A 12,102-nucleotide genomic window follows, 5' to 3' on the forward strand; every position below is an offset into this window, starting at 1 on the left:
GGCCTCGTACTGGACGTACTTGGGCGATTCGGGCGTGCGTCCAGGCGGGATGCCCGGCGTCGCGCGCCTGGCAAGATCCGCCGGACAGGCCCTAACCGGCCAGCTCCCGCAGCCGGGCCCGGCTCCGCGCCGCCAACTCCGGGTCGTCCAGTTCCTCGGCGAGGGCGAGCAGCAGGGTGTGCGCCTGGGCCTCCTTCGGGTACGCCTTGCGTTCCTCGGCCCGCCGCACGCAGTCGCCCGCGTCCGCGACGGCCAGGTCGAGCCGGCCGAGCGCGCGGTGGGCCCGGGCGCGGACCAGCGGCAGCTTCATCAGCATGTCCCGGTCGTCCGTGTCCACGGCCCGGGCACCGGCCTCCGCGAGCACGGCCAGCGCCTCCTCCGGGCGGCCGTCGGCGATCAGGGCCTGCGCCAGGTTGTAGCTCTGCACGATCTCGCCGTGGGCATCGCCCCGGTTCTCCTCCAGCGCCAGCGTGAACCGCTCGACGGCGTCACCGGGCCGGCCGTCGGCCAGGCACAGCAGGCCGTCCGTCTCGTACAGCACGCCCACCACCTGGCGGTTGGCCACCAGCGGCACCTGCTCGGTGGCGAGCGCCAACTGCTCGGCGGCGAGCCGGAAGTCCTGGCGCTCGTAATGCGCCCGGGCCAACTGGTTGTGCATCCGGACCACCGCGTCCGGGTTGTTGGCCCACCGGGCCGACTCGATGCCGGTCCGGTGGGTGGCGATCCAGTCCTCGTAGAGCTTCCGACCGTGGTAGAGCGGCCACAGCGACTCGCACAGCCACCACGCCTCGTCGTGCCACTGCTGGTCGGCCGCGGCCTTCACCACCGCTCGCAGGTTCGCCCGTTCCGCGTGCAGCCACTCCAGCGCGTCCGCTCCGGACCGGAAGCCGGGCAGGGCGTCGCCGGTCGGGTCCTGCAACCGGAGCCGCGGCCCGGTCGCCCGGTCGGCCACCGACGCCCTGCCCCGGTAGTACGCCACCGCCCGCGCCAACAGCTCGGTGCGGTCGGGCAGTTCACGGGCGCAGAGGTAGGCGTGGGTGCGCACCACCTCGTGGACCTGGAAGCGGTCGTCCACCCCCTGGTCGACGACCACGTCCAGGAGGTGGACGGCACACAGCTCGTCCAGGGCGTCCTCCGCCCGTTCGATGCCCACCGCGGCCGCCAGTTCGGCCGACACGAACGGGCCCGGGTGCACACCGATCAGGTGGTAGAGCGCCCGCCCCTGCGGCGAGAGCCGCTCGTACACCGGGTCGTACGTTCCCCGCAGGTTCCCCTCGTCGTTGTCCAGCACCGCCAACCTGCCCTCCTGGTGCGACAGTTCGGCGATCACCTGACCCACCGACAGCCGGCCCCGGCGCAGCAGCTGGCTGCCGACCGCGTTCAGCGCGATCGGCAGCCCGTCGCAACGCTCCACCAGCGCCGCCACCTCGTCGTCGGTGCCGCGCTCGGCGCTCAGCCAGCCCCGCACCAGCGCGGCCGCGGCCGTCGCGCCCAGGCGGTCCAGCTGCCGCACCTCGGCACCGTCCATCCGCAACGCGTCCAGCCGCCGCCGACTCGCCACCACCACCATCCCGCTGGAGGGCAGCAGGGCGCGCACCTCGGCGGCGTGCTCGGCGTTGTCCAGGAGGACCAGGCAGCGCTGCTCGGCGGTCACCGTCCGGAACTCCCCGAAGCGCTCCGCCTCCGCGTCCGGCGGGCGGACTCCGAGAGCGCGGAGGAAGCCCTCCAGCACCCCGGCCAGATCCACCGCCGAGCGGTGCCGGTAGGCCTTGAGATCCGCGTAGAGCACACCCCCCGGGAAGCGCTCCGCCTGCTCCATCGCGAACTTGGCCACCAGCTCGGTCTTGCCGACGCCGCCCAGGCCGGTGAACACCACGATGGCCGGTCCGCCCCGCTCGGCCTCGCCCGAAGCGGCGGTGAGCGCGGCGAGTTCGCGCTCCCGGTTGACGAAGCTCTTCCGCGGCGGCCTGACCTGGTACGGGACTCGGTGCTTCGGGGGCAGCTGGACCGTGACGTTCCCGCCCTGGACCACGTTGCCGTGCACCACCGTGCCCGACAAGCTGTTGGACACCTCGTAGCCGTCCACCCGCGCGCTCCCTCCGACCAGCCCGGGCCCAGCCTACGGCGTCGGGTGGTCCCTGGCGCCTGAATCCTCCTCAGGCCGCCTGGCAGGTCGGGCACCAGAACAGGTTGCGCGCCGCGTGCGCCTCCGTCCGCACCTCCGTGCCGCAGACCAGGCAGGGCATCGCGGCGCGGCGGTAGACGTAGACCTCGCCGCCGTGGTCGTCGACCCGGGGTGGGCGGCCCATCGCCTCGGGGGTGTGTTCGGGGCGCACGGTGTCGATCCGGCCGGCGGCGGCGCCCTGGTGCATCAGGTCGACCAGGTCGGCCCAGATCGCGTCCCACTCGCGGCGGGTGAGGTCGCGGCCGGCCCGGTGCGGGGCGATGTGGTGGCGGAACAGCACCTCGGCGCGGTACACGTTGCCGACCCCGGCCAGCACCTTCTGGTCCATCAGCAGCGCTGCGACGGTCGTGCGGCTGCCCGATATCCGGCGCCAGGCGGCCTCCGGGTCGGCGTCGGCGCGCAGCGGGTCGGGGCCGAGGCGGGCGGCGACGGCGGCCTTCTCGGCCCCGGTGACCAGCGCGCAGGTGTTGGGGCCGCGCAGGTCGGCGTAGCCGTCGTCGTTGGCCAGCCGCAGGCGGATCAGCCCCACCGGCTCGGGCGCCGGGCCGGTGCCGAAGGTGAAGCCGCCGTAGAGCCCGAGATGGATGTGCACCCAGCCGCTCTCCTCGAAGCCGAGGAAGAGGTGCTTGCCGGTGGCCTCCGCGCCGATGAGCAGCTGCCCGTCGAGCGCCTTGGCCTCGTCGGCGAAGCGGCCCTGCGGGCTGGAGACCTGCACCGGGCGGCCGCCGAAGGCCTTCCGGTTCTGGCCGGCGAGGCGGTGGATGATGTGGCCTTCCGGCACGGACGTCAGCTCCCCGGGTGGTTCTGGCAGGACCCGTCCATCATCTCAGCCGCCCCCGGCCGCGCCCGAACCCCGTGGTCAGCGGACCGGCATGCCCATCAGCCGGGCCAGGATGACCCGGTCCAGCTCGGCGGCCGTACCGGCGACGTCCAGGTACGAGTTGTCGATGATCGGCAGTCCGGAGTTGTACCAGCCGGCCATCCGCCCGTGGATGCGCGCGACCTCCTCGTCACCGAGCCGCCTGGTGCCGCCGCGGCGGGCGTTGCGGCGCAGCACCGAGTCCAGGCTGGGCAGCAGCACCACCGGGATCATGCCCGGGCCGATGTGCCGCTTCCAGCCGCCGAGGCCGATCGCCGGGCGGTCCGGGAAGACGGCGTCGTCGATGATGCAGGAGATGCCGTTGGCCAGGTAGTTGCGGCAGGCGAATCCGCAGGTCCGGCGGGCCAGCCGGTACTGGGCCTCGGAGGCGTTGTTCCAGCCGGCCTGCGGGTTGGCGAAGCCGGACTGCACCCACTCGCGGACGTCGTCCAGGCTGATGTGCGCGGTCGGGGTGCCCCGGCGCTCGGCCCAGTACCGGGCGACGGTGGTCTTGCCCGCCCCGGCCGGGCCGATCAGCAGGACGGCGATGGGGCCGGCGGGCGTGTGGCGCTGCGAGGGGTGGGCGGGGAGCTGGACGGGCGTGCCGGCGGGCAGCACGAAGTGCCCGGTGCCGCCGGCCGGGAGGGGCACGGGCGGCGGTGCCGCGGCGGGGACGGACACGGGGTTCGGCGCCGCCACCGGGTTCGGCACCGGCACCGGCACGGGGTTCGGGACGGGGGCCGGAACCGTGACGGACACCGCGGCGGGCGGCGGCGACGGAGGCGGCGAAGGCGTGACGGCGGGCGCGGCGACCGGGGCCGGAACGACCGGCGGGGACACCCCCGCACCGCCCACCGGCGGCACCGGCGGAGCGGCGGGACGTGGCGGGACCTCCCCGCCTCCGGCGTACTGCGTCACGGCACCTCCCGACACCTCTCAGCGGGGACATTACACGGCGGCCCGGCAGCGGGCACAGTCCGCCGCCGGGCCGCCGAACGCGCCCTGCTCGCCCGGCCACGGGCGGTTTCGGCCCAGGTCGGCTCGTGGTCGACCCGTGGTCGACCCGTGGTCGACCGGCGTCAACTCGGGTCAACCGTCGGCCAACTCGCGCCCGTCACAAGGTCAACTCGCGTCGAATCCGGTCGGTTCCCGTCACAGCCGTTCAGCGACCGTCGACGGCACCCGAAACCCGCGCCCCAAGGCCCCGCCGCCCCGCTCCTCAGCGCGCGGCGAGCTGCTCCGCCAGCGCCCGCAGCGCCAGCTCGTACGACCCGATCCCGAAACCCGCGATGGTGCCGGAGGCCACCGCCGCGATCACCGAGTTGTGCCGGAAGGTCTCCCGCGCGTACGGGTTGGAGATGTGCACCTCGATCAGCGGCGCGGTGCGCTGCGCCGCGGCGTCCCGCATCGCGTACGAGTAGTGGGTGAACGCGCCCGGGTTGATCACCACGGGCACCTGCCCGTCGGCCGCCTCGTGCAGCCACTCCACCATCTGCTGCTCGGAGTTGGTCTCGTGCACCTCGACCTCGAAGCCGAACTCCTTGCCCAGCGCGGTGCAGCGCTCGACCAGCCCAGCGTACGAGGTGGCCCCGTAGACGTCCGGCTCCCGGCTGCCCAGCCGGCCCAGGTTGGGGCCGTTGAGCACCATCACCCGGGTCACGCCGAGACCTCCGCGTACGCGGCGACCAGCAGCGACGGGTCGGGGCCCTCCAGCACGGAGGTCTTGCCGAGGCCGTCCAGGACGATGAAGCGGATCAGGTCGCCGCGCGACTTCTTGTCGATCTTCATCGCGTCCAGCAGCTTGGGCCAGGCGTCCGCCCGGTACGTCAGCGGCAGGCCGACCGAGGCCAGCACGGTGCGGTGGCGGTCGGCCGTCTCGTCGTCCAACCGGCCCGCCAGGCGGCCGAGTTCGGCGGCGAAGACCATGCCGATGGAGATCGCCGCGCCGTGCCGCCACTTGTAGCGCTCGTTGCGCTCGATGGCATGGCCGAGGGTGTGGCCGTAGTTGAGGATCTCGCGCCGGCCGGACTCCTTGAGGTCCCCGGAGACGACGTCGGCCTTGACCTGGATGGCCCGGCGGATCAGCTCGACGGTGTGCGGGCCGGCCGGCGTCCTGGCGCCCTCCGGGTCCGCCTCGATCAGGTCGAGGATGGCCGGGTCGGCGATGAAGCCGCACTTGATGACCTCGGCGAGGCCGGAGACGTAGTCGTGCTTGGGCACGGTCTCCAGGGTGCCGAGGTCGGCCAGCACGCCCACCGGCGGGTGGAAGGCGCCGACCATGTTCTTGCCCTCGGCGATGTTGATGCCGGTCTTGCCGCCGACGGCCGCGTCGACCATGCCGAGCAGCGTGGTGGGCATGGAGATCCAGCGCACCCCGCGCAGCCAGGTGGCCGCGACGAAGCCGGCCAGGTCGGTGGTGGCCCCGCCGCCGAGGCCGACCACGACGTCGCTGCGGGTGAAGCCGGTCTGGCCGAGCACCGACCAGCAGTACGCGGCGACCTCGGCGCTCTTCGCCTCCTCGGCGTTGGGCACCTGGAGCGCGATCGCCTCGTACCCCTCGCCGGCCAGGTCCTCGCGGACAGCGTCGGCGGTGGCGGCCAGCGCCTCCGGGTGGATGATCGCGACCCGCTTGGCCCGGGTCCCGATCAGCGGCGCCAGCTCGCCGAGCAGCTGGTGCCCGATCAGCACGTCGTACGGGTCGTGGCCGGCGCTGCCGCCGACGTGAATCCTGACGGTGGTGTCAGTCATGGGGGGTGTTCAGCTCCAGTGCTTCCAGTACGGCGTCCGCGACCTGCTCGGGGGTGCGGTCGGCGGTGTCGACGACGGCGGTGGCCACCTCCAGGTAGAGGGGGCGACGGGCCTCCATCAGCTCGCGCCAGCGGGCCCGGGGGTTGACGGCCAGCAGCGGGCGCGGGGCGTCCAGGCCGACCCGCTTGACCGCGTCGCCCAGCGGGACCTCCAGGAAGGCCACCGGCAGCTCGCGCAGCAGCGCGCGGGTGGCCTCGGCCATCACCGCGCCGCCGCCGAGCGCCAGCACCCCGTCGTGTCCCTCGGCGGCCGCGCGCACGGCGCGGACCTCCAGCTCGCGGAAGTGCGGCTCGCCCTCGTCGATGAAGATCTCCGGGATGGGCTTGCCGGCCAGCGCCTCGATGTCGGCGTCGGTGTCCCGGAAGCCGACGCCCAGGCGCTCGGCCAGGACCCGCCCGACGGTGGACTTGCCACTGCCGGGCGGGCCGACCAGCACCACGACGGGCTTCGTCATCGGATGATCAGGTTGTCGAGGTAGCCCTGGACGTTGCGGCGGGTCTCGGAGACGTTGTCGCCCCCGAACTTCTCGTTCACCGCGTCCGCCAGCACCAGCGCGACCATCGCCTCGGCGACGATGCCGGCGGCCGGCACCGCGCAGACGTCCGAACGCTGGTGGTGCGCCTTGGCCGGCTCACCGGTGCGCACGTCCAGGGTCTGCAGCGCCCGCGGCACGGTCGCGATCGGCTTCATCGCGGCCCGCACCCGCAGCACCTCGCCGGTGGACAGGCCGCCCTCGGTGCCGCCGGAGCGGCCGGAGGTGCGCTTGACGCCCTCGGGGGTCGGGACGATCTCGTCGTGCGCCTGCGACCCGGGGACCCGGGCCAGGTCGAAGCCGTCGCCGACCTCGACGCCCTTGATCGCCTGGATGCCCATCAGCGCGGCGGCCAGCCGCGCGTCCAGCCGGCGGTCCCAGTGCACGTGCGAGCCGAGGCCCACCGGCACGCCGTACGCGAGCACCTCGACCACGCCGCCGAGGGTGTCGCCGTCCTTGTGGGCCTGGTCGATCTCGGCGACCATCGCCTTCGACGCGTCCGCGTCCAGGCAGCGCACCGGGTCGGCGTCCAGCCGGGCCTCGTCCGAGGGCAGCGGCAGCACGCCGGCCGGCGCCTTGGCGGCGGCCAGCTCGACCACGTGGCTGACGATCTCGATCCCGGCCACCTCGCGCAGGTACGCACGGGCGACCGCGCCCAGCGCGACCCGCGCGGCCGTCTCCCGGGCGCTGGCGCGCTCCAGGATCGGCCGGGCCTCCTCGATCGAGTACTTCTGCATGCCGGCCAGGTCGGCGTGGCCGGGCCGGGGGCGGGTCAGCGCCTCGTTGCGGGCCAGGCCCGCCAGCACCTCGGGGTCGACCGGGTCGGCCGACATGACCTGCTCCCACTTCGGCCACTCGGTGTTGCCGACCATGATCGCGACCGGGCTGCCCATGGTCAGGCCGTGCCGGACGCCGCCGAGGAAGGTCACCTCGTCCTGTTCGAACTTCATCCGCGCCCCGCGGCCGTAACCGAGCCGGCGGCGCGCCAGCGCGTCGGCCACCACGTCGGTGGTGACCGGTACACCGGCGGGCAGGCCTTCCAGCGTCGCGACGAGTGCGGGGCCGTGCGACTCCCCCGCCGTCAGCCAGCGCAACGTACCCAACGGAGCTCCTTCATCAGCGGGCCGGCCCACGGCACCGCCGGGGCCCGCCCGAGCGTGCCTTCTGTCCGAATCCTTTCATGACCCGGCAGCCCCCGGGGGCACAGTCCGCGTGACGGACGGCAACCGGTCACTCCACGAAACGATTCGGCCGCGCGCGACGGCACGTCCGGCCCGGGGGCTCAGCCCCCGGCCAGCGCCCGCTCCCCCGCCCCGCGCATCGCCGCCAGCGGCCCGGGCGCCCGCCCGGTGAAGGCCTCGCTCTGCAGCACCGCCTGGTGGACCAGCAGGTCCAGTCCGCCGAGGACGGTCGCCCCGCGCGCGGCGCAGGCGGCGGCCAGCGCCGTCGGCCACGGGTGGTACAGCACGTCGAACAGCGCCCCCGGGTCCGTGGGCAGCCCCGCGGCGAAGCCGTCGGTCGCCCCGACCGGGGTGGTGGAGACGGTCAGCGGCCGCTCCAGCGCCTCCGCACCGCGCTCCCAGTCCTCGGTCCGCACCGCCACGCCGAGCCGCTCGCCCAGCTCGGCCATCTCCCGGGCCCGCTCGGCGCTGCGCACGTAGACCGTCACCTCGCCGGTGCAGACCTGGGCCAGCGCGGCCAGCGCCGAGGAGGCGGTGGCCCCGGCCCCCAGCACGGCAGCAGCGGACACCTCGGCGATGCCGCGCTCGCTCAGCGCGTTGACCAGGCCGGGGACGTCGGTGTTGTCCCCGGTGCGCCGCCCGTCGGCGGTGAACACCACGGTGTTCACCGCGTCCACCGCCCGGGCCGTGGCGCTGACCTCGTCCAGCAGCGGGATGATCGCCCGCTTCAACGGCATGGTCAGCGACAGCCCCGCCCACTCGGCCTCGTCCAGCCCGGCGAGGAACCCGGGCAGGGCGGCCTCGTCGACCTCGAAGCGGTCGTAGCGCCAGCCGTCCAGCCCGAGCGCCGCGAAGGCGGCCCGGTGCAGGTCGGGCGAGAGCGAGTGGGCGATCGGCGAGCCGAGGACGGCCGCCCGGTGCTTGCTGGTCAACACTGCCTCTCCGTGAACGACGGTTCGGTGACGGCTACTCGGTGGTGCCGCCTACTTCGTGGTGCAGTGCAGGCCGACCTTGTCGAAGCCCTGGCCCGCCGCCTTGCAGTACGCCTCGACGTTGGCCGCGTGCTCCTTGTCCGTCTCGGCGAACAGGGTGTTGGTCGGGGACATCGCGATGAAGTACAGCCACTTGCCGTCCGCCGGGTTGAGCACCGCGTTGAGCGCCTCGTCACCGGGGTTGGAGATCGGCGTCGGCGGCAGGCCCGGGTTGATGTAGGTGTTGAACTTGTTGGACCCGTCGTTGATGTCCTTCGACGTGAGCTCCTTGCGGCCCAGCGAGTACTGCAGCGTGGTGTCCATGCCGAGCGTGTGGCGCACGGCGTCGCTGGCCAGCCGGTTCTGGATGGTCCTGGCCATCTTGGCGAAGTCGCCCGGGTTGTTGCCCTCGCGCTGCAGGATGCTCGCCTCGATGACCACCTCGTAGCCGTTCTTGAGGCCCGCCTTGGAGGCCTGGCCGTCGAGGTTGGCGTACTTGTCGGTGGCGGTCTTCACCATCTGCTTGAGCAGGTCCTCGGGCTTCATGCCGTCGGCGATGTTGTAGCGGGTCGGCCAGAGGAAGCCCTCGATGTTGCCGTTCGCGTACGCCGGCAGCCCGAGGTCGTTGACCTGCGCCTTGGCGACGCCCGCCGTGGTGCCCTTCTGGAGCTTCAACTTGCTGTCGATGGTGGCGTAGATCTCGGAGGAGTTCTTGCCCTCCGGGAACACGATCGCCGCGCCGCCCGCCTGGTCCAGCAGTTCCTTGACCGCGGCCGCGGCCGGCATCTCCTTCTTCAAGGTGTAGAAGCCGTACTGGATCGTGGTGCACTTGGGCTCGGCGTCACAGGCCTTGGTGAAGGCGTCGACGCTCTTGACCACACCGGCGGCCTTGAGGGCGGCACCGATCTGCCCGCCGACCGCGCCCTGCTTGACCTCGATCTGGACGGAGCCGGTGCCCTCGCCGGTGAAGTCCGGCGGCGGACCGAAGTGGTCCTGGTAGAAGCCGTAGCCCCACCAGCCCCCGCCGCCGAGCAGGCCCAGCAGCACCACGGCGACCACCAGGCAGGCGCCGCCGTTGCGACGGCCCGCCTTCTTGCCGCTCTCCTTGCGCTTCTTCTTCGCCTCGCGGGAGTCGTCCTGCTCACCGAGGAAACCGCTCTGCTCGGCCTCGGCGTGCTCGTCGAGGTAGAGGTCGCCCTCGTGGTGCTCCTCCGCGGCGCGGCCGTCCCACTCCCCCTCCGCGGGTTCGTGCGCGCCGCCGACCGGATCGGCGCCGGACTCCAGCGCAGCGGCCTCGGCCTCCCAGTCGATGCCGTCCGGGCCGGGACCGGAGGCGGCCTCGGGCTCCACGGCCGGGCGGGCGCGCCGCGGCCGGGCCTGCTGCGGAGCGGGCTGCTGCACACCCGCCTGCTGCATGCCGGCCTCCTGCATGCCGACCTGCTGCATGCCGACCTGCTGCTGGGGCATCCCCGGCTGCATCCCCTGCTGCACCTGCTGCGGCATGCCCTGCTGCTGCACCGGCATCTGCTGCTGCCCGTACCCCTGCTGGGGCATCCCCTGCTGCATCTGCTGCGGGTAGACCTGCCCCTGCTGACCCATGCCGGGCTGGCCCATGCCCTGCTGCGGGTACCCCTGGTCGAAGCCCTGCTGCGGCATCTGCTGCTGCGGGTACCCCTGCTGCGGCATGCCGTGCTGCTGGTACCCCTGGGGCGGCATCATCTGCTGGGGGTGGCCGTTGTGGATCTGCTGCTGCGGGTACCCCTGCTGCGCGTCCCCGTACGGCTGCTGGCCGTGCTGGTCCTGCTGCGGGTACTGCTGCCACTGGCCGTCCTGCTGGCCGGGGACCGGCTGCTGACCGCCGTACCCGGGATCACCGGGGTGCCACGGCTCGCCCTGGGGGCCGTAGCCCCCACCCAGATCGGTCATTGATCCCCTTAACCGACGGTGACGACCGGAGGATCGGACCGGCCGTCCGGGACGACGCGGTCCCGGCTGATTCTCGAACCGGCGTGCTAGCGCAGCGCCTGGGAGGAGACGTTACCGTACCGCAGCCGTACCCCCGCCCGGGCGGACGCACTGTCAGTGAGCGACCTCACGCTCGGCGTACGGGGCCGTCAAGGGGTGGCGGCGCCCGGTGTCGAGGGGGTGGCGGCGGCGTTCGGAGCGGGCGAGTCCGGGGCGCTCGGCTTGGCCGCCCGGGCGGCGTTGAACTCGGCGACGTTCTTCTGCTGCACCTCGAAGCTGTCGGTGAAGCGGGTGTCCCCGGGCTTCACGGTCACGAAGTAGACCCAGTCCCCCGGCGTCGGGTCCAGCGCCGCCATGATCGCCTGCCGGCCCGGGTTGGAGATCGGCGACGGCGGCAGGCCCGGGTGCAGGTAGGTGTTGTACGGGGAGTCCAGCCTGGTGTCGGTGACCGTGGTGTTCAGGGTCGAGCGGCCGAGGGCGTAGTTGATGGTGGAGTCCAGCTGGAGCGGCATCCCCTTGGCCAGCCGGTTGTAGATGACCCGGGCCACCTTGCCCATGTCCTCGGTGTTGTCGGCCTCGCCCTGGACCATGCTGGCGACGGTGACCAGCCCGTACAGGCTCTGCCCGAGGTTCTGCGCGACGACGTTGGCGTCGTCCCGGCTGAACTCCTTGCCCGCCCGCTCGACCATCTGCTTCAACAGGTCCAGCGCGGTGGTCCCGTCGGTGACGGCGTAGGTGGCCGGGAACAGGTAGCCCTCGGGGCTGCCCTTGGCGAAGTCCGGGAGGCCGAGTTCGGCGCCCTGGTCCTGGGCGGCCTTCTGGGTGGTGCCCGCGGGGAGGTTGAGCTTCTTGTCGATCGCCGCGAAGATCTGGTAGCCGCGCCACCCCTCGGGAATGGTGAGGCCGTTGGCGTTGGCCGGGTCGATCAGGACGGACAGCGCGGCGGCGGCCGACATCTTCTGCTTCAAGGTGTACGTGCCGGGCTGGATCCGCCCGGCGGCGGCCGCGCTGCCCTTCGCCGCCCGGGTGAAGGCGAGCGAACTCGCCACCACCCCGTTGCGGACCAGCGCGGAGGCGATCTGGGACAGGCCCGCGCCCTCCGGCACCGAGACCTGGACGCTGCCGCTGCCCTGCCCCGCGTAGTCGGCGGCCGCCGCGGGTTTGCGCTGGTGCTGGAACCAGGTGTAGCCGGTGAGCCCGATCCCGCCGAAGACGGCGACCAGGGCGAAGGCGGTGAGTCCGCAGGCCAGTCCGTTACGCCGTCGGTGCGGATCCGGCGCATCGGAGCGCGGCCGGGGCGCACCCGGAGGACGGCCCTCCGGCTCCAGCACCGGCGCACCCAGGTGTCCCGGGGTGAGCCCCGGGTGGAAGTCCTGGTCGGTCATGGCTCGCGGTCCCCTCGGCGGTCCCGAATCGCTGAGAATCGCTCCGAGCCGACGCGAATCGATGCAGATCGATCCGAAACGGACACGGAAACGAACGAAAGAGGGGTGGGGGGCGGGGGTGGAGCCGGGGCGGCCCCGGGGGGGCGGGGGGTAGTAGTCAAATAAATGCACCCACCAGGCGTAGGTGTGGTCTGTTGTTGTATGTGGGGTGGTAGT

General features: G+C 73.2%; 10 protein-coding genes. All 10 read right to left on the reverse strand.

Annotated features, from left to right (window positions below; genetic code table 11):
• Positions 1–91: 91 nt before the first annotated feature.
• Positions 92–2,086: an AAA family ATPase gene (locus tag ACFXOZ_RS40460; RefSeq protein ID WP_380595034.1), complete on the reverse strand. Its 1,995-nt coding sequence runs from the start codon at positions 2,084–2,086 to the stop codon at positions 92–94.
• A gap of 70 nt (positions 2,087–2,156) precedes the next feature.
• A complete protein-coding gene (locus tag ACFXOZ_RS40465; protein WP_375889969.1) occupies positions 2,157–2,966 on the reverse strand; it encodes an Fpg/Nei family DNA glycosylase in 810 nt (269 codons plus the stop codon).
• A gap of 78 nt (positions 2,967–3,044) precedes the next feature.
• A complete protein-coding gene (locus ACFXOZ_RS40470; protein WP_380595036.1) occupies positions 3,045–3,962 on the reverse strand; it encodes an AAA family ATPase in 918 nt (305 codons plus the stop codon).
• Positions 3,963–4,263: 301 nt separating this feature from the next.
• Complete coding sequence (aroQ, locus tag ACFXOZ_RS40475; RefSeq protein WP_375890060.1) at positions 4,264–4,692, reverse strand: type II 3-dehydroquinate dehydratase; 429 nt, start codon at positions 4,690–4,692, stop codon at positions 4,264–4,266.
• Positions 4,693–4,700: 8 nt separating this feature from the next.
• Positions 4,701–5,792 (reverse strand): 3-dehydroquinate synthase, encoded by a 1,092-nt coding sequence (gene aroB / locus ACFXOZ_RS40480; protein ID WP_375889972.1) that lies wholly within the window; start codon positions 5,790–5,792, stop codon positions 4,701–4,703.
• Entirely contained in the window at positions 5,785–6,306 is a 522-nt protein-coding gene (locus ACFXOZ_RS40485; RefSeq protein WP_380532174.1) for a shikimate kinase, read from the reverse strand. The genes aroB and ACFXOZ_RS40485 overlap by 8 nt, the downstream gene beginning before the upstream one ends.
• Positions 6,303–7,487: a chorismate synthase gene (gene aroC, locus ACFXOZ_RS40490; RefSeq protein ID WP_375889974.1), complete on the reverse strand. Its 1,185-nt coding sequence runs from the start codon at positions 7,485–7,487 to the stop codon at positions 6,303–6,305. Before aroC ends, ACFXOZ_RS40485 begins: the two co-directional genes overlap by 4 nt.
• 179 nt (positions 7,488–7,666) lie before the next feature.
• On the reverse strand, positions 7,667–8,497 hold the full coding sequence (locus ACFXOZ_RS40495) for a shikimate dehydrogenase (protein ID WP_380532170.1): 831 nt from the start codon (positions 8,495–8,497) through the stop codon (positions 7,667–7,669).
• A 51-nt stretch (positions 8,498–8,548) separates the two neighbouring features.
• Positions 8,549–10,462 (reverse strand): endolytic transglycosylase MltG, encoded by a 1,914-nt coding sequence (gene mltG, locus ACFXOZ_RS40500; protein ID WP_380595038.1) that lies wholly within the window; start codon positions 10,460–10,462, stop codon positions 8,549–8,551.
• A 188-nt stretch (positions 10,463–10,650) separates the two neighbouring features.
• A complete protein-coding gene (gene mltG, locus ACFXOZ_RS40505; protein WP_380532164.1) occupies positions 10,651–11,886 on the reverse strand; it encodes an endolytic transglycosylase MltG in 1,236 nt (411 codons plus the stop codon).
• Positions 11,887–12,102: the final 216 nt, after the last annotated feature.

Origin of the sequence: Kitasatospora sp. NPDC059160 (genome assembly GCF_042755465.1) — a bacterium.
Taxonomy (GTDB): Bacteria; Actinomycetota; Actinomycetes; order Streptomycetales; family Streptomycetaceae; genus Kitasatospora.

Excerpts from the sequence above, each read along its gene's own strand:
- mltG (WP_380595038.1), bottom strand. The coding sequence starts at position 10,462 with ATGACCGATCTGGGTGGGGGCTACGGCCCCCAGGGCGAGCCGTGGCAC.
- aroQ (WP_375890060.1), bottom strand. The coding sequence starts at position 4,692 with ATGGTGCTCAACGGCCCCAACCTGGGCCGGCTGGGCAGCCGGGAGCCG.
- mltG (WP_380532164.1), bottom strand. The coding sequence starts at position 11,886 with ATGACCGACCAGGACTTCCACCCGGGGCTCACCCCGGGACACCTGGGT.
- aroB (WP_375889972.1), bottom strand. The coding sequence starts at position 5,792 with ATGACTGACACCACCGTCAGGATTCACGTCGGCGGCAGCGCCGGCCAC.
- ACFXOZ_RS40485 (WP_380532174.1), bottom strand. The coding sequence starts at position 6,306 with ATGACGAAGCCCGTCGTGGTGCTGGTCGGCCCGCCCGGCAGTGGCAAG.